Source organism: Actinomadura chibensis NBRC 106107 (assembly GCF_001552135.1).
GTDB lineage: Bacteria > Actinomycetota > Actinomycetes > Streptosporangiales > Streptosporangiaceae > Spirillospora > Spirillospora chibensis.
The window spans coordinates 112,781-129,619 of sequence record NZ_BCQP01000017.1; the positions used below are offsets into that span (position 1 = coordinate 112,781).

Consider the following 16,839-nt stretch of genomic DNA (forward strand, 5'->3'; position numbering starts at 1 on the left):
CTGGTGGCGGCTCCCGCTCGTTCGCGCCCGCCCTCTAGGCGAGGCTGTTCTCGGCGGCCTCGACGACGTTGGCGAGCAGCATCGCGCGCGTCATCGGGCCGACGCCGCCGGGGTTCGGCGCGACCCATCCGGCGACCTCGCGGACGTCGGCGGCGACGTCGCCCGCGAGCTTGCCGTCCACCCGCGAGACGCCGACGTCGAGGACGGCCGCGCCGGGCTTGACCATGTCCGCGGTGATCAGGCCGGGGACGCCGGCGGCGGCCACGACGATGTCGGCAGCGCGGGTGTGCGCGGCGAGGTCGCGGGTCGCGGTGTGGCAGAGGGTGACGGTCGCGTTCTCGGTGCGGCGGGTGAGCAGCAGGCCGAGGGAGCGCCCGACCGTGATGCCGCGCCCGACGACGGTGACCTCGGCGCCCCTGATCGGGACGTCGAACCGGCGCAGCAGCTCGATGATCCCCTTCGGCGTGCAGGGCAGCGGGCCGGGCTGCATCAGGACGAGCCGTCCGAGGTTGGTGGGGTGCAGGCCGTCGGCGTCCTTGGCGGGGTCGATGCGCTCCAGCACGCGCTGCTCGTCCAGGCCCTTCGGCAGCGGGAGCTGGACGATGTACCCCGTGCAGGCGGGGTCGGCGTTCAGCTCGGCGACGGCGCGCTCGACGTCGTCCTGGGACGCGGTGGCGGGCAGGTCGCGGCGGATGCTCTCGATGCCGACCTCGGCGCAGTCGCGGTGCTTCATGTTCACGTACGAGTGGCTGCCGGGGTCGTCGCCGACGAGCACGGTGCCGAGCCCGACGCCCACGCCGCGGTCGCGCAGCGCCTCGACGCGGGCCTTCAGGTCGGAGCGGATCTCGGCGGCCGTGGCCTTGCCGTCCAGAATCTGTGCGGTCATGCGTTCCTCCGCGTGGCAGGTCCCGTCCTCCACCCAGGCGCGCGGTGTACGGACTGTGGTTCGCTCCCCGGTGGTGCCCCACCTTGACCGCGCCAGTCGCGTGAGCACCCATCGTAATGGGCCATCGCGAGGAGTGGCTCGCCGAAACCGGCGCGGCCCGCGACCGTCGCGGAGATGGCGGCCTGAGTGGACGGCTCGGTCCGCGACACCGCCGCGTACGCGATGACCGACGACGACTGGCCGGGGGCCGCCGCGGCGCTGCGCGCCCGGCTGCGCTGAGGGCGGGTCAGTCCTCTTCGGAGCGGCCGCGCCAGGCGATCACGCGGTCGGTGCCGTGCCAGCCGAGGTGCGCGGCCAGCATCGCCGCGAGGATCGCCGCGACCAGCCCGATGACCTGCCGGGACTCCATCAGCAGCGCGTTCGCCTGGGACACCGAGCCGAGCATCAGGGACATCAGCAGATCCATCGCGCCTCCAACACTCACCACCCGCGCCAGGGGGGCACGGTCGTGCGGAGGCGCGGCTCGCGCCGAGGCTACCCGGACGGAAAAGTAAAAAATCCCGGGCTAAACCCGGTGCGGCGGTGTTCCCCGCCACACCGGGTGTGCCCGTCGATCAGTGGTAGAAGTGCCGGACGCCGGTGAAGTACAGCGTGATCCCGGCCTTCTCGGCGGCGGCGATCACCTTGTCGTCGTTCACCGACCCGCCCGGCTCGACGATCGCGCGGACGCCCGCCCTCGTCAGCACCTCAAGGCCGTCCGGGAACGGGAAGAACGCGTCGGACGCGCCCACGGCGGCCGCGGCCCGCTCCTCCCCCGCCCGCGCGACGGCGAGCTTGGCGGAGTCGACCCGGTTGACCTGGCCCATCCCGACGCCGACCGTGGCGCCGCCCGCGGCCAGCAGGATCGCGTTGGACTTCACCGAGCGGATCGCCCGCCACGCGAACGCCAGGTCGGCGAGCGTCGCCTCGTCGGCGGGCTCGCCGGTCTTCAGCTCCCACGCGGACGGGTCGTCGCCGGGGGCGTCCACCCGGTCGACGCCCTGGAGCAGGACGCCGCCGTCGATGCGCCGGTACTCGGTCGCCCCGGCGGGCGCGTCCGGGCAGACCAGCAGCCGGACGTTCTTGAACCGCCCCTTGAGGACGGTCACCGCCTCGTCCTCGAAGGACGGCGCGACGACGACCTCGGCGAAGCTCTCGGTGACCTGCCGCGCCATCGCCGCCGTGACCGGGCGGTTCGCCGCGATCACCCCGCCGTACGCCGACACCGGGTCGCACTCGTGCGCCTTGCGGTGGGCTTCGGCGATGTCGGCGCCGACCGCGATCCCGCACGGGTTGGCGTGCTTGATGATCGCGACGCACGGCTCGGCGAAGTCGTAGGCGGCGCGGCGCGCGGCGTCGGTGTCGACGTAGTTGTTGTACGACATCTCCTTGCCGTACAGCTGCTCCGCCCCGGCCAGCCCGGACTCGCCGGGCGTGCGGTACAGGGCGGCGCGCTGGTGCGGGTTCTCGCCGTACCGGAGGGTGTTCGAGCGCTCCCAGGTCGCGCCGAGGAAGTCGGGCCAGCCGGTGTCGGCGGCCGTCTCGTCCGGGGCGTGGGCACTGGCGAACCAGGACGCGACGGCCACGTCGTAGGACGCGGTGTGCGCGAACGCGAGCGCGGCCAGGCGGCGGCGCTCGTCCAGGGTGAAGCCGCCCGCGCGGACGGCGTCCAGCACCGTCCCGTAGGCGGACGGGTCGACGACCACGGACACGCTCTCGTGGTTCTTCGCCGCCGCCCGCACCATCGTCGGGCCGCCGATGTCGATCTGCTCGACGCACTCGTCCGGCGTCGCGCCCGACCGCACCGTCTCGGCGAACGGGTACAGGTTCGCGACGACCAGGTCGAACGGCTCGACGGCCAGGTCGTCGAGCTGCTGGAGGTGGTCCTCCTTGCGCCGGTCGGCGAGCAGGCCCGCGTGCACCATCGGGTGCAGGGTCTTGACCCGGCCGTCCAGGCACTCGGGGAACCCGGTGAGCTTCTCCACCTTCATCACCGGGACGCCGGCGGCGGAGATCCGGCCCGCCGTCGACCCGGTCGAGACGATCTCCACGCCCGCCTCATGCAGGCCCCGGGCCAGCTCCTCCAGCCCGGACTTGTCGTACACGCTGATCAGCGCGCGCCTAATCGCCACCCGACTCACCGGCCGAGCTCCCCTCTTGATCGGATTCCGCGGACGAATCCCCGCCGCTCGCGTCGCCACAGGTCCCGCACTTCATCGAGACCCGCCTGCCGTGCGCGGTCCAGCCGTCGCGGGCGAGCCGCCCGACGACGTCCACGAGGAGCCGGCGCTCCACCTGCTTGATCCGCTCGTGCAGGGAGTCCTCGTCGTCATGCCACCGCACCGGGACGGTCTCCTGGGCGATGACGGGACCGGTGTCCACTCCTTCGTCGACGAAGTGCACCGTACAGCCCGTCACCTTCACGCCGTACGCCAGGGCTTCCCGTACGGCGTGGGCGCCGGGGAAGGCGGGCAGCAGCGCGGGATGGGTGTTGACCGTCCGGCCGCCGAACCTCGCAAGGAACAGCGGGCCGAGGATCTTCATGAACCCGGCGGACACGACGAGGTCGGGCTCGTACTTCGCGACCGTCTCGGCGAGCGCCGCGTCCCAGTCGGCGCGGGACGGGAAGTCGCGCACCCGGACCGTGAAGGTGGGCAGGCCGGCGCGCTCGGCGCGCTCGGTCCCCCCTATATCGGGGCGGTCCGCCCCCACGGCCACGACCGTCGCCCCGTAGGCTGGATCCGCGCACGCGTCGAGCAGCGCTTGTAGGTTGGTCCCCGCGCCGGAGACGAGGACGACGAGCCGGGCGGACACCATGACTCCCCAGTGGACGTAGCTTGGGACACCACGCAGCCTATCGGGCGGGCCCGACGGCGCCCGAACCCACGTCGGCCGCATACGGCGTCCGGGCACGAAGGCCGCGCCAACGGATGAAAGCGCCAGGAGGAGACGAGACGTGAGCGAGCACCAGGGCCGTCCGGCCCCGCCCGAAGACCGCCCCGGTGGGCGGCCGGTGGGAGAGCCGCCCGCGGGCCCGGACCTCGTCCCGCCGCAGCCGCGGCACCGCACCGGGTGGCGGGCGCTGTGGCTCGGCGGCATCGCGCTGGTCACCGCGTTCTTCTTCTACCCGCTCGGCCTGGTGCTCGGGATCGCCGCGCTCGTCGTCGGCATCCGCGCCCGGCGGGCGGCGCGGCGCACCCGGGGGGCCGCGCCCGGGGCCGTCCCGGGGATCGTGCTCGGGTCGATCGGGCTCGTGTTCTCGATCCTGTCGGTGTCGCTGACCGCGTACCTGTGGTCGGAGCTGAGCGGCTACCAGAGCTGCGTCAGCGGGTCCAACACGACCGCCGACAAGCAGGCGTGCCAGGACGAGTACTACCCGCGGATCGAGAAGAAGCTCGACCTGCCCGCCGGCAGCATGGACAAGTACGGCGACCTGCTCTAACCCGGTGCTCTGGCCCGCCGCTCTAGTCGTCCGGGCGCTCGGCGGGCTCCTCGCGCAGGACGTAGATCGCGCCGCCCCGGTTCTCGGTGCGGCTCGGGTCCTCGCGCGGCGGCGGGACGCGGTCGGACGGCGCCTCCGGTACCTGCTCGTCCGGCTCGTCCGGCTCGTCCATGAGGTGGCCCTCCAGGACGACCGTGCCGTCCCTGGGCGGCGCGGCGGGCGCGGGCCGCTCCTCCTCGGCGAGGTCGGGCAGCGGGTCGGGCGCGTCCCGCGGGCGGCGCGGCCGCCGCCGCGGCGCGAGCACGGGCTCCGCCTCCTCGAACTCCAGCGGATCATGCCCGAACGGCGCCTTCGGCGCGGGCTTCGGCGGCTCCGGGTAGTCGCCGGGGACCGGCGCGGACAGCGGCATAGGCATCGGCATCGGCGCCGGAAGCTCCCGCACCCCCGTCCGCTCCGCCGACTCCTTCGCGCGCCGCCTCTCCGCCTTCTTCCCGGCCCGCTTCTCGGCCTTCTTGCGCTTCCGCCTGGCGGGCGGCGCGTCGGCCGGGCGGCGCAGCACCATCCAGTTCGCCACCCACGCCGCGATCGCCGCGGAGATCCCGACCTCCAGCGCCGCGAGCAGCCCGACCTGCCAGGCGGACGGCCCGACCGTCTCCATCCGCCCGTTCCCGAGCGGGCCGCCGGACAGCGCGCTGAGCAGCGCCGCCACCGCGCCGGTCAGCGCCCCGGACACAAAGCCCCACAGCGGCGCGCCCTCCGACACCGGCGTGGGCATGGACCTGATCGTGAGGACGCCGCCGACCGCGCCCGCCGCGAACGGCGCGGCCAGCGCGAGCAGCGACACGGCGGGGGCCGGGCCCGGCTCCGGCAGCGCGGCGAGCGGCGGGAAGGCGGGCACGGCGTTCAGGAACACCCCGGTCGGGGAGACGCTCGTCCCGGCGCCGACCGAGAACCCGGGGCCGACCGCGTACGCCATCCCCCAGATCACCGCGTTCGGCAGGAAGGCCAGCTCGACCAGCACCAGCAGGACGCCGCCGACCACGCCGGGGGCGAGCATGTCGTAGAGGTGATCGGCCTCGGAGGTGTGCGCGGCGAGCGACGCCCCGACGAGCACCGCGCCCGACGCGAGCAGGACGCCGAGCGACCCGGCGACGCCGATGACGAGCGAGCGCGGCCGGTCCGGCAGCAGCCGCAGCAGCGCGCCGAGCCCGGACCTGACCCGCTGCCCGCGCGCCTCCGCCGCGACCTGCGCCGCGACGACCGCGCGGGCCGCGCCGAGCCCGCCCGCGATCACCGCGACCAGGAAGCACGCGACGAGCGCCTGCCACGCCGAGGGACGCACCTCCGGGGACGCCGCCGCCAGCGCGAGCAGCCCCGCGAGCGCCGCGTACGGGACGGCCAGCGCCACCGCGACGCGCACGACCTCGGTCCGCGGCCGGTGCGGCAGCCCGGCGGCCCTGATCATCCACCCGCCGCCCCGGTAGAGGAGCGCCCCGGGCAGGACGAGGACGCCGAGCGGCAGCAGCCCGACGCGGCCGTGCCCGTAGGAGAAGCCCGCGTGGTGGGAGACGAGCCAGAAGTTGACGGCCGTCCGGAACACGCCGGGCATGCCGTGGCCGAGCGCGGTCTTCGGCGCGGCGATCCAGCCGATCAGCGTGACCGTGGTGAGGACGGCGAGCCCGATCCCGATGCACCACAGCGCGGCGACGAGCCCCGTCACATACAGCGGCCGGGCCGCGCCGGGCGCCTGTCCGCGCGGCCCCTCGCGGCCCCCGGTCTCCGCGCGCCGGGCGGACCGTCCGGCCGCCTCCGCTCCGCCGGTGCTCCGGTCCGGGATCCGGGCGGGCGGCTCCCGCTTCGGGCGCTGCCCGGGGGTCGTGTCGGTCACCGGTCCATGCTGGCACCACGGCCGGTTCCCGGCGGGCCGCCCGCCCGGCGTGTCGCCTTTGTCATTTCGTGCGCCGCCCCCGGCCCCGGACGGGGCCGCCGAAACGCGAAAGACGCCCGGCCGGACCATCCCGGCTCGGGCGTCTTTCGACGCGTTCCGACGCTCAGCGGTTCTTCATGATCTCCCGCATCAGGACGGCGGTCTCGCTCGGGGTCTTGCCGACGCGGACGCCGACCTTCTCCAGGGCCTCCTTCTTCGCCTGCGCGGTCCCGGCGGAGCCGGACACGATCGCGCCCGCGTGGCCCATCGTCTTGCCCTCGGGCGCGGTGAACCCGGCGACGTAGCCGACGACCGGCTTCGTCACGTGCTGCTCGATGTAGGCGGCGGCGCGCTCCTCGGCGTCCCCGCCGATCTCGCCGATCATGACGATGCCGTCGGTCTCGGGGTCGTCCTGGAACGCCTGGAGGGCGTCGATGTGGGTCGTCCCGATGACAGGGTCGCCGCCGATGCCGACGCAGGTGGAGAAGCCGATGTCGCGCAGCTCGTACATCATCTGGTAGGTCAGCGTGCCCGACTTGGACACGAGCCCGATGCGGCCGGGCGTGGTGATGTCGGCCGGGATGATGCCCGCGTTCGACTTGCCGGGGGACGCGATGCCGGGGCAGTTCGGCCCGATGATCCGCGTCTTGTTGCCGTTCTTCTCCGCGTACGCCCAGAAGTAGGCGGTGTCGTGCACCGGGATGCCCTCGGTGATGACGACGCACAGCGGGATCTCGGCGTCGACGGCCTCGACGACGGCGTCCTTGGTGAACTTCGGCGGGACGAACACGACGGACACGTCCGCGCCCGTCTCGGCCATGGCCTCCTTCACGGTGCCGAACACCGGGAGGGTCGTGCCGTCGAACTCGACGGTCTGCCCGGCCTTGCGGGCGTTCACGCCGCCGACGACCTGCGCGCCGGACGCGAGCATCCGGCGCCCGTGCTTGGTGCCCTCGGAGCCCGTGATGCCCTGCACGATGATCTTGCTGTTCTCGGTGAGCCAGATGGCCATTGCTCATGCACCTGCCGCGAGTTCGGCGGCGCGCGAGGCCGCGTCGTCCATGGTGTCGACCTGCTGGACGCCGGGCAGCGCCGCGTCGTTGAGGATCTTGCGTCCGAGCTCGGCGTTGTTGCCGTCCAGCCGGACGACCAGCGGGCGGTTGACGGTCTCGCCCCGGTCGGCCAGCAGCTTGTACGCCGACACGATGCCGTTGGCGACCGCGTCGCAGGCCGTGATCCCGCCGAAGACGTTCACGAACACCGACTTGACGTCCGCGTCCGACAGGACGATCTCCAGCCCGTTCGCCATGACCTCGGCGGACGCGCCGCCGCCGATGTCGAGGAAGTTCGCGGGCTTCTGCCCCCCGAACTTCTCGCCCGCGTAGGCGACGACGTCCAGCGTGGACATGACGAGGCCCGCGCCGTTGCCGATGATGCCGACGCTGCCGTCGAGCTTGACGTAGTTGAGGTCCTTCTCCTTCGCCGCGGCCTCCAGCGGGTCGGCGGCGGCCTTGTCCTCGAACTTCTCGTGGTCCTGGCGGAACGCGGCGTTGTCGTCCAGGGAGACCTTGCCGTCGAGGGCCTTCACCTGGCCGTCGGCGGTGAGGATCATCGGGTTCACCTCGACGAGGGAGGCGTCCTCGTCGACGAAAACGGCCCACAGCCGCTCGATCAGCTCGGCGGCGCCGTCCAGGGCCTCCCGCGGGAGCCGCCCCTTCTCGGCGATCTCGCGGGCCTTGGCGCGGTCGACGCCGTCCAGCGGGGAGACCGGCACCATCGCGAGCCGGTCGTGCGGCACCTCCTCGATCTCCACGCCGCCCTCGACGGAGCAGATGGAGAGGAAGGTGCGGTTGGCGCGGTCGAGCAGGAAGGAGAAGTAGTACTCCTGCGCGATCGCGCTGCCCTCCTCGACGAGGACCTTGTGGACCGTGTGGCCCTTGATGTCCATGCCGAGGATCTGGTCGGCGAGTGCTTGCGCCTCGTCCGCCGAGTCGGCCAGCTTCACGCCGCCAGCCTTGCCGCGGCCACCGGTCTTCACCTGGGCCTTGACCACGACCTTCGAGCTCCCCGCGGCGAACAGCTCCGCCGCGATGGCCCGGGCTTCCTGGGGAGTATGGGCGACCTTGCCGGTGGGCACCGGTACCCCGTACTCGGCGAAGAGTTCCTTCGCCTGATGTTCGAACAGGTCCACGAGGCGTCCTTTAACGGATCGACAGCCGAATGACCACGCGAGTGGGGGTTGCACACGGGTGTCCGTGCGGCCGGCACTCTGCGGTCCGCTCCGTCGATGCAGCCTAGTCAACCCTCTTCCGTGGTGAGGCCGCCGGGTCCCGTTGTCAGGGAGTGTTACCAAACCGCGGGTGTGTCCCTCCTAGGGGGAGGGCACGAGTGGCACGTGAGGAGGATGAACCGAATGACGTAGTTTGATGTACTTATTCTCGCTGCGACGATGAAGTGCGGGCGGCGAACGCGGTAAAGGGGGGCGAACACATGGCGATGGCGGAGGAACGCGACGCGCCCGTCGGCGCGCCCGTCCCCGCCGACGCGCCCGTCCCCGCCAAGGCCGCCTCCGCGGAGGCGGCCGTTTTCGTTCCGCCGCCGACGCCTCCCGAGCCGCGCGCGGGGCGGCGCCCCCCGGCGGACGGACGGCCCCGGCGGCGCGGCGGCGCGCGGACGGTCCGCCGCGTCACCGCCCTCCTCATCGCCGCCGCGATGATCGCGACGGCGGGCGCCAACGTGCCGGACGGCGGCGGCTCCGGCTGGGCGAGCCCGGGGCTCGTCGGCGGGGGCGGCTGGCCGTTCGCGGGCGTCCCGCTGCCGCCCGACCAGGGCGAGGGCGCCTCCTACCTGCCGGACAGCTCGGTCGTCCGGCTCGCCGACGGGCGGATCCGGCTCATCCCGACCGGCGGGGAGACGCCGATCACCGTGGACCCGTCCGACCCGAGGGTCGAGCGGGCGGTGCGGTCCGACAGCGCGTGGCTGGCGCGGGGCGGCATCCCGACCGGCGGGCCCGACCCGGCCACCGGGTCCGACCGGGGCTACCGCGACATGGCCGCGCGGGCGCTGCTCGACCTGCGGCTGCTGACCCGTCCGAACGGGGCGTCGCTCGCCTCCTGGTACGCCAAGTGGCGGTACTGCTGGCCGCGCGACTCGGCGTTCGCCGTCGCCGCGTTCACCGTCACCGGGCATCCGGCGGAGGCGCGGCGGGTGCTGCGGTTCCTGTCCCGCGCGCAGAACGAGAGCGGCATGTGGGCCGCCCGCTACAACCCGGACGGGACGGCCGTCGCCGACGGCCGCGCCCCGCAGCTCGACTCGCTCGGCTGGGTGCTGTGGGCGACGTGGTTCTTCAGCGTCCAGGCCCGGTCGTCCGACGCGCGCTGGACCATGCCGGACGACCTGTGGCCGATGGTGCGCCGCGCCGCCGACCACCTGTCCAGGACGCTGGACGCCGAGGGGCTGCCGCCCGCCTCGTCCGACTACTGGGAGCGCGACCACCGGCGCGAGCGCGACCCGCGCCGCCCGACCCTCGGCGTCGTCGGCCCGGTGCTCGCGGGGCTGCGCTCGGCGGCCGACCTCGCGCGGACGCGCAGCGAGCCCGCCAGCGCCGCCGAGTGGCGGCGCGCGGCGCAGCGCGTGTCGGACGCCGTGGCCAGGCAGTTCGCGCCCTACGGGTATCCGCGCTCGCCCGTCCCGCGCAGCCCGATGGACACCTCCGTCACCTTCATCGCGCCGCCGTTCGCGCCCGCCGACGCGACCGTGACCGCCGCGATCGCGAAGGCGCAGGCCAAGCAGATGCTGCCGAACGGGGGCGTGCTGCCGGGCGAGGGCTGGTCCGGCAGCCCGGACGTCGCCTGGACGCCCGAGACCGCCCTGTTCGGCCTGAACGCCGCCGCCTCCGGCCGGACGGACGAGGCCGTCACCTGGCTGAGCTGGCTCTCCGCGCACCGCACCTCGCTCGGCGTCCTGCCGGAGAAGGTCGGCGCGACCGGCAAGCCCGCGGGCCCGGCGCCGCTCGGCTGGACGGCGTCGATCGTCCTGCTCGGCCTGACCGCGATGGAGCGGCCGCTGCCCGTCCCCCCGCCGTAGCGTCAGCCGAGGCGCTGGAAGCCGAGCTTGACGACCATGGCGCACACCACGCACAGCAGCACGGCGCGCACGAACCCGGCGCCCCGGTTGATCGCCATGCGGGCGCCGAGCTGGGCCCCGGCGATGTTGCAGGCGCCCATGGCGAGGCCGAGCGCCCACAGCACGTGTCCCTGGACGGCGAAGACGGCGAGCGCGCCCAGGTTCGTCCCGGCGTTGATGATCTTCGCGGTGGCGGCGGCGTCCACGAAGTCCATGCCCGCGTCCGCAGCACGAGCCGCGGGGCCCGGCCGAGATCGGGCTTCAGCACGACGAGCGCGGCGGTCGCCAGCAGCACCACCATGATCACCGGGGTGAGCGCGGCGGACGAGATCACGGCCGCGCACAGCGCCCCGCCCGCCGCGCAGCACACCGCGATCCCGCCCGCGACAAGCGCGACCGGCAGGTCCGGCTTGGCCTTGCGCGCGTAGACGACGGCGGCCAGCAGCACGAGCACCTGCTCGACGTGCACGGCGGGGCTTCCCCTCTTCCCTCCCCGGAGGCGGTCAGGCGGACTGCCACTCCTTGGCGAGGACGGCCCAGATCTCCACGTCGCGCCGGGTGCCGCCCAGCAGGAACGACTCCCGGAGCAGGCCCTCGCGCGTCATCCCGAGCCGCCGCGCCACCGCCGCGCTGGCGGTGTTGCGCCGGTCGCAGTGCCACTCGACCCGGTGCATCCCGCGCGCCTCGAACGCCCAGTCGATCATGTGCCGGGCGGCCGTCGTGATCAGCCCGCGGCCGCGCGCCCCGGACGACAGCCACACGCCCAGCTCGCACACCCCCATCGCGGCGTCGAACGTGCGGAACAGCGTGCCGCCCTGGAGGACGCCGTCCACCCAGATGCCGAAGATGCGGCCCGCGTCCCTCGCCTGCTTCTCGGCGTAGGAGTCGAGGTAGGCGCGGGCGGTGTCCTCGTCCACGATCGCGTGTCCCCACGGGATGTACTCGATGATGTCGTCGCGGACCCGTCCGACGTGCTCGGCGAACTCGGCGGCCTGCCACGGCTCCAGCGGGCGCAGCTCGGCGTCGTCGGCGAGCCGGTGAGCGAACATGGAGGGCCTCCCCAGGGGTTATGGACTGATCGTCTGCCGTATACCGTATGGCCGTTTCGTCGGCTCCCGGTCACCCCGCGCGCGGGCGGACCCGGCATCCTGGACGCATGACGACCAGCACGCGGGCCCTCGGCGGCGACTTCCCCTCCCCCATCACCGACCGCTACTTCGAGGACTACGAGACCGGCGCGACGTACGAGTACGGCCACGTCACCCTCACCGAGGCCGAGATCGTCGAGTTCGCCCGCCGGTTCGACCCGCAGCCCATCCACATCGACCCCGGCTTCGCCGCCACCGGGCCGTTCGGGGGCATCATCGCCAGCGGCTGGCACACCGGCTCGATCATGATGCGGCTGTTCGCGGACCATTTCCTGTCGCGGGTGGCGAGCCTCGCCTCCCCCGGCGTGGACGAGCTGCGCTGGCCCGCGCCCGTCCGGCCGGGCGACACGCTGCGGCTGCGCGTCGCCGTCCTGGAGGCGCGGGCGTCGCGGTCCAAGCCGGACCGCGGGATCGTCCGCACGCGGGCCGAGCTGCTCAACCAGGACGACCGGACCGTCCTGCACACCCTCCCGGCGAACCTGCTCGCCCGGCGCCCCTAGAGCTTCTCGATCGTCGCGTACCGCAGCACGAGCGTGCGGACGCCGTAGTCGCCGCCGAAGTCGACGCTCGCCTTCTGCCCGTCGTCGTACACCGACACGACCGTGCCGAGCCCGAACGCGTCGTGGGTGACCTTGTCGCCGGGCGACAGCGCCGGGACGGGGCGGTTCCCCGGCGAGCGCACCCCGGGCCGCGCCGCGACCCGCGACATGGCCGACCCGGACGTCGAGGACGCCTCCCGCTCCCACTCGACCAGCGGCCTCGGCACCTCGCCGAGGAACCGGGACGGCGGGTTCACCTGCGGCGCGCCCCACGAGCTGCGCATCGCGGCCCGCGAGACGTAGAGCCGCTGCCGCGCCCGCGTGATGCCGACGTAGGCGAGGCGGCGCTCCTCTTCGAGCTCCTTGGGGTTGCTCATGGCGCGCAGGTGCGGGAAGACGCCGTCCTCCATGCCGGTGAGGAAGACGACGGGGAATTCGAGCCCCTTCGCCGTGTGCAGCGTCATCAGCGTGACGACGCCGTCGTCGGTCTGCTCGGGCCGCTCGCCGGGCGGGACGGGCCCGCCCTTGGCGCCGCCGGGGATCGAGTCGGCGTCGGCGACCAGCGCGACCTGCTCCAGGAACTCGGGGAGCCTGCCCTCGGCGGGCTCGCCGTCGAGCCGCTCCTCGAACTCGCGGGCGACGGCTTCGAGCTCCTGGAGGTTCTCGACGCGGGTCTCGTCCTGCGGGTCCTTGGACGCCTGCAGCTCGGCGAGGTAGCCGCTGGCCTTCAGCACCTCCGCGACCAGGTCGGCGGGGGTGAGGGTCTCGGCGGCGGCGCGCAGCTCGTCCAGCAGGGCGACGAAGTCGCGGACGGCGTTGAGCGAGCGGGTGGCGAGGCCGGGCACCTCGTCCGGGACGCGGAGCGCCTGCCAGAACGACACGCGCTCGCGGGACGCGTACGCCTCCACGCACGCCTCGGCCCGGTCGCCGATGCCGCGCTTCGGCACGTTCAGGATGCGGCGCAGCGAGACGGCGTCCTCGGGGTTGGCGAGGCAGCGCAGGTAGGCGAGCGCGTCGCGGATCTCCTTGCGCTCGTAGAACCGGACGCCGCCGACGACCTTGTACGGCAGCCCGACGCGGATGAACACTTCTTCAAAGACACGGGACTGCGCGTTGGTGCGGTAGAACACGGCGACGTCGCCCGGACGGGCCTCGCCGTCGTCGGACAGCCGGTCGACCTCGCGGGCGACGAACGCGGCCTCGTCGTGCTCGTTGTCGGCCACATAGCCGACGATCTTGTGCCCCTCGCCCTGGTCGGACCAGAGCTTCTTCGGCTTGCGGTCGGCGTTGCGCTCGATGACCGCGTTCGCGGCCGACAGGATCGTCTGCGTGGAGCGGTAGTTCTGCTCAAGCAGGATCGTCGTCGCGTCGGGGTAGTCGCGCTCGAACTCCAGGATGTTGCGGATCGTGGCGCCGCGGAACGCGTAGATCGACTGGTCGGCGTCGCCGACGACGCACAGCTCCGCCGCGCCGATCCCCTCCACCGGGGCGGTCAGCTCGCGGACAAGCTCGTACTGCGCGTGGTTCGTGTCCTGGTACTCGTCGACGAGGACGTGCCGGAACCTGCGCCGGTAGTGCTCGGCCGCCTCCGGGAAGACCTGGAGCAGGTTGACCGTGAGCATGATCAGGTCGTCGAAGTCCATGGCGCCGGCCTGCTGGAGCCGCGCCTGGTACATCTCGTACGCCTCGGCGAGCGTCTGCTCCATGTGCGTGGACGCCCGCGCCTTGAACGTCTCGTAGTCGATCAGCTCGTTCTTCAGGTTCGACACCTGCGCGCTGAACGACTTCGGCGGGTACCGCTTCGGGTCGAGGTCGAGCTCGCGGCAGACGAGCGCCATCAGCCGGTTCGCGTCGGCCTGGTCGTAGATCGAGAACGTCGTCGGGAAGCCGAGCCGCTTGGCCTCGCGCCGCAGGATGCGCACGCACGCCGAGTGGAACGTCATCACCCACATGGCGCGCGAGCGGGGCCCGACCAGGGCGTCCACCCGCTCCTTCATCTCGGCCGCGGCCTTGTTGGTGAAGGTGATCGCGAGGATCTGGCCGGGGTGGACGTCGCGCTCGCCGAGCAGGTGCGCGATGCGGTGCGTGAGTACCCGCGTCTTGCCGGAGCCCGCGCCCGCGACGATCAGCAGGGGGCCGCCGGAGTGCAGGACGGCGTCGCGCTGCTGCGGGTTGAGGCCGTCGAGCAAGGGGTTGGCTTCGGTCTTCGACATCATGTGCGAGTCTACGGCGCTCGGCCGACGTTTTTGGGCGCGTCCCGTTCCCACGCGTGGCCGGAGGCGTTCCCAAGGTCACCGGTCCGGATGAGGACAACCCCGTCAGGAAAGCCCTTTCCCGCTTGACTCGGTCTTGTGACCAGCGGAGCGTTAATCGCGCGGAGAGGTCCGCGTCCCGCGCCGGGACGCGGCGGCCCGGAGCTTCCACGACCGGATCACCCCGGTGCCGCATGCCCTTCCGCGACCGCGTAGGGCCAGCAGGGGCCCACGCACGGTGATGGGAGAGGTGGAGTCGATGACGGTCCACCAGGAGCAGTCCCACCTATCGCAAGGCCGTCCGGCACGGGGAACGGAGGTCCCCGAAGGGCACGCCGGGCGGCTCGCGCCGCGGTTCCGCGTCGAAGGGGCGGCCGAGGCCGCCGACCGTCCGGCCGAGCGGCCGGTGCCGATCCCGGTGCCGAGCCCGACCGGGCACAGGTTCCTCATCTACAAGCAGGACCCGTCCGTGACCGAGCTGGGCGTCCGGCCGGTGTTCGTCCCGACGGTCGTGCTGAACGGCCCGGCGGACGCCCGCGTCCAGACCGACCTCGCCGGGGTCACGCCGGTCGCCCGCAACGCCGGGGGCGACTTCGTCTTCACGCCCAACACGCCGCAGTTCGACTGCGCGCACGCGTTCGCGGTCGTCCGGCAGACCTTAGCGATGTACGAGCGGCACAACGGCGGCGACCCGATCCCGTTCGCGTGGAACGTGAACGGCAACACCGACCGCATCACGGTGTTCCCGCACGCGGGGACGGGCGCCAACGCGTTCTACAGCAGGACGGCCAAGGCCCTGAAGTTCCTCTTCTTCACGCCGCAGGGCCAGCCGCCCGCGAACGCGGTGTTCACGTGCCGGTCGCTGGACATCGTCTCCCACGAGACGGGCCACGCGATCCTGGACGGGCTCAAGCCCGGCTGGCTGTCGGCGGGCAACCCGCCGCAGACGGGCGGCCTGCACGAGTCGTTCGGCGACCTGACCGCGATCTTCCTGACGCTGGCGCAGCCGGACCAGGCGGAGGCGTTCGTCGCGCTCACCAAGGCCAACCTGCACGACAAGTCGTTCCTGCCCGCGCTCGCCGAGGAGTTCGGCAAGGCGCTCGGCATGCCCGCGGGCCTCCGCAACGCCGACAACGACCTCACGCTGAGCCAGGTCAGCAACGAGGTCCACGCGATCTCGCAGGTGTTCACCGGCGCGGTGTACGACGTGCTGGCCGACGTCTACGCGTTCGAGCTCGGGCGCAGGCGGCGCACCGAGGACCCGTCGATCGTGCTGATCGACGTCGCGGCGCGGCTGTGCCGGCTGCTGTTCGACGCGATCGTGGCGTCCCCGGCGACCGGCGCCAGGTACGTGGACGTCGCGAACAAGATGCTTCAGGTCTCGGCGGGCCGCGGCGACCCCGCGATCTACCGGACGTTCATCCGCAACCGGTTCGCGGTCCGGGAGATCACGACGGCGGCGACCCCGCTGACCGACCTGATGAGCGGGGTGATGCGGATGACCGACGCCGAGTACACCGGCGACGGGCGGGACGTCACCGAGGTCGAGGCGCACGACGAGCTGTCCGCGAGCCTGCGCGCCGAGCAGGACAGGTCGCGCTGCTGCGGCACGATGCAGATGCCGGAGTACCAGGTCGTCGCGCCGGAGCGGCTGGCCAAGCGGGGGCCGCTGGAGGACGATGACATCCTGCGAGGCGAACTCGACGAGCTGCGCCGCGCGTTCAAGTAGCGCACGGCGGACGGTCGGGACGGTGGGAAGGCGGCGGGCGGCATGCGCGTGAAGGTCGAGAGCACCGGCGGTTTCACCGGCCGGGACACCGTCGTCGCGCAGTACGACACCGCCGACCTTCCCGCCGCGCGGGCCGGGCGCGTCCGCGCGGCGGTGGACGCGCTCGCCGCCGCGCGGGAACGCGGCGACGAGGGCGAGATCGGCGCGGACCTCCCGGCCTACCGGATCACGGTCTCCGAGCCGGACGCGGCCGGGGAGCCCCGCGTCTTCGAGGTGCGGGGCGACCCGACCGCGGGCGCGCCGTCCGTCCTCGGCGACCTGCTACCGGAGCCGGGGCCGGGGCCGGACGGCTGACCCGCGCCCGCTCAGCGGGTCTTGCGGTGCTCGAACGCGGACTCGGCGGCGGCGTGGACGGTCGCGAGGTCCGCCCCCGTCGCGGCCATGGACGCCGCCGCCACCGCGCCCTCGACCAGCGGCGCGTCGGCGAGCAGGAGGTCGGCGCGCTCGGCGTCCTCGATCAGCGTCCGGGCGGTGAGGACGGAGCTGCCGAGGTCGGCGAGCAGGACGACGCCGTCGCCGCCGTCCGCCGCCGCGACGGCGGCCTCGGCAAGGTCGATGCTCGTGCCGAGCCCGCCCTCGGCGTCGCCTCCGGCGGGCTCGACGACGGCCTGCCCGACGCCCATCGCGCGGGCGACCTCCGCGACGCCGTCCGCGAGCGTCCGACTGTGCGAGATGATCACGATCCCGACCAC

The 16,839-nt window shown here is 73.5% G+C and carries 17 protein-coding genes and 1 riboswitch; of the genes, 6 read left to right on the forward strand and 11 right to left on the reverse strand.

Annotated features, from left to right (window positions below):
- Positions 1–34 precede the first annotated feature (34 nt).
- The 4 genes from ACH01S_RS10925 to purN form a co-directional block, all read right to left on the reverse strand.
- On the reverse strand, positions 35–886 hold the full coding sequence (locus tag ACH01S_RS10925) for a bifunctional methylenetetrahydrofolate dehydrogenase/methenyltetrahydrofolate cyclohydrolase (protein WP_067888841.1): 852 nt from the start codon (positions 884–886) through the stop codon (positions 35–37).
- Between the two features lie 24 nt (positions 887–910).
- Positions 911–996, reverse strand: a riboswitch (ZMP/ZTP riboswitch).
- Positions 997–1,172: 176 nt separating this feature from the next.
- Positions 1,173–1,352, reverse strand: coding sequence for a hypothetical protein (locus ACH01S_RS10930; RefSeq protein ID WP_067888844.1), 180 nt, complete (start codon positions 1,350–1,352; stop codon positions 1,173–1,175).
- A gap of 148 nt (positions 1,353–1,500) precedes the next feature.
- Entirely contained in the window at positions 1,501–3,066 is a 1,566-nt protein-coding gene (gene purH, locus ACH01S_RS10935; RefSeq protein WP_067888847.1) for a bifunctional phosphoribosylaminoimidazolecarboxamide formyltransferase/IMP cyclohydrolase, read from the reverse strand.
- Positions 3,047–3,742 (reverse strand): phosphoribosylglycinamide formyltransferase, encoded by a 696-nt coding sequence (purN, locus tag ACH01S_RS10940; RefSeq protein WP_067888849.1) that lies wholly within the window; start codon positions 3,740–3,742, stop codon positions 3,047–3,049. The genes purH and purN overlap by 20 nt, the downstream gene beginning before the upstream one ends.
- 139 nt (positions 3,743–3,881) lie before the next feature.
- On the opposite strand from purN, the gene ACH01S_RS43360 reads away from it, so the two are divergent.
- The gene (locus ACH01S_RS43360) at positions 3,882–4,367 is read left to right on the forward strand and encodes a hypothetical protein (protein ID WP_067888852.1); all 486 of its coding nucleotides are present in this window, start codon (positions 3,882–3,884) and stop codon (positions 4,365–4,367) included.
- A gap of 22 nt (positions 4,368–4,389) precedes the next feature.
- Here ACH01S_RS43360 and ACH01S_RS10950 read toward each other — a convergent pair whose 3' ends face one another.
- The 3 genes from ACH01S_RS10950 to sucC all read right to left on the reverse strand — a co-directional run bounded on the left by ACH01S_RS10950 (position 4,390) and on the right by sucC (position 8,485).
- Complete coding sequence (locus ACH01S_RS10950; protein WP_246236433.1) at positions 4,390–6,255, reverse strand: cell division protein PerM; 1,866 nt, start codon at positions 6,253–6,255, stop codon at positions 4,390–4,392.
- Positions 6,256–6,418: 163 nt separating this feature from the next.
- Entirely contained in the window at positions 6,419–7,306 is an 888-nt protein-coding gene (sucD, locus tag ACH01S_RS10955; protein ID WP_067888855.1) for a succinate--CoA ligase subunit alpha, read from the reverse strand.
- Between the two features lie 3 nt (positions 7,307–7,309).
- A complete protein-coding gene (gene sucC, locus ACH01S_RS10960; protein ID WP_067888858.1) occupies positions 7,310–8,485 on the reverse strand; it encodes an ADP-forming succinate--CoA ligase subunit beta in 1,176 nt (391 codons plus the stop codon).
- Between the two features lie 299 nt (positions 8,486–8,784).
- On the opposite strand from sucC, the gene ACH01S_RS10965 reads away from it, so the two are divergent.
- A complete protein-coding gene (locus ACH01S_RS10965) occupies positions 8,785–10,380 on the forward strand; it encodes a glycoside hydrolase family 15 protein (protein WP_246236434.1) in 1,596 nt (531 codons plus the stop codon).
- 2 nt (positions 10,381–10,382) lie between these two features.
- On the opposite strand, the gene ACH01S_RS45790 is transcribed toward ACH01S_RS10965, so the two are convergent.
- Positions 10,383–10,634, reverse strand: a complete 252-nt coding sequence (locus tag ACH01S_RS45790; protein ID WP_067888861.1) for a TSUP family transporter — start codon at positions 10,632–10,634, stop codon at positions 10,383–10,385.
- A gap of 84 nt (positions 10,635–10,718) precedes the next feature.
- Here ACH01S_RS45790 and ACH01S_RS45795 point away from each other — a divergent pair, with 84 nt between their 5' ends.
- Positions 10,719–10,847, forward strand: coding sequence for a hypothetical protein (locus ACH01S_RS45795; protein ID WP_255220173.1), 129 nt, complete (start codon positions 10,719–10,721; stop codon positions 10,845–10,847).
- A gap of 75 nt (positions 10,848–10,922) precedes the next feature.
- Here the strand turns inward: ACH01S_RS45795 and ACH01S_RS10975 are convergent, their stop codons facing one another.
- The gene (locus ACH01S_RS10975; RefSeq protein WP_067888864.1) at positions 10,923–11,468 is read right to left on the reverse strand and encodes a GNAT family N-acetyltransferase; all 546 of its coding nucleotides are present in this window, start codon (positions 11,466–11,468) and stop codon (positions 10,923–10,925) included.
- A gap of 107 nt (positions 11,469–11,575) precedes the next feature.
- Here ACH01S_RS10975 and ACH01S_RS10980 point away from each other — a divergent pair, with 107 nt between their 5' ends.
- Positions 11,576–12,067, forward strand: coding sequence for a MaoC family dehydratase (locus ACH01S_RS10980; RefSeq protein ID WP_067888867.1), 492 nt, complete (start codon positions 11,576–11,578; stop codon positions 12,065–12,067).
- Here the strand turns inward: ACH01S_RS10980 and pcrA are convergent.
- Positions 12,064–14,319: a DNA helicase PcrA gene (gene pcrA / locus ACH01S_RS10985; RefSeq protein WP_083980612.1), complete on the reverse strand. Its 2,256-nt coding sequence runs from the start codon at positions 14,317–14,319 to the stop codon at positions 12,064–12,066. The genes ACH01S_RS10980 and pcrA overlap by 4 nt on opposite strands.
- 298 nt (positions 14,320–14,617) lie before the next feature.
- Between pcrA and ACH01S_RS10990 the strand changes: the two genes are divergently transcribed.
- The gene (locus ACH01S_RS10990) at positions 14,618–16,087 is read left to right on the forward strand and encodes a gluzincin family metallopeptidase (protein WP_148344088.1); all 1,470 of its coding nucleotides are present in this window, start codon (positions 14,618–14,620) and stop codon (positions 16,085–16,087) included.
- Between the two features lie 42 nt (positions 16,088–16,129).
- The gene (locus ACH01S_RS10995; protein WP_067888873.1) at positions 16,130–16,441 is read left to right on the forward strand and encodes a protealysin inhibitor emfourin; all 312 of its coding nucleotides are present in this window, start codon (positions 16,130–16,132) and stop codon (positions 16,439–16,441) included.
- Between the two features lie 11 nt (positions 16,442–16,452).
- Here ACH01S_RS10995 and ACH01S_RS11000 read toward each other — a convergent pair whose 3' ends face one another.
- Positions 16,453–16,839 (reverse strand): PTS-dependent dihydroxyacetone kinase phosphotransferase subunit DhaM, encoded by a 387-nt coding sequence (locus tag ACH01S_RS11000; RefSeq protein WP_218010222.1) that lies wholly within the window; start codon positions 16,837–16,839, stop codon positions 16,453–16,455.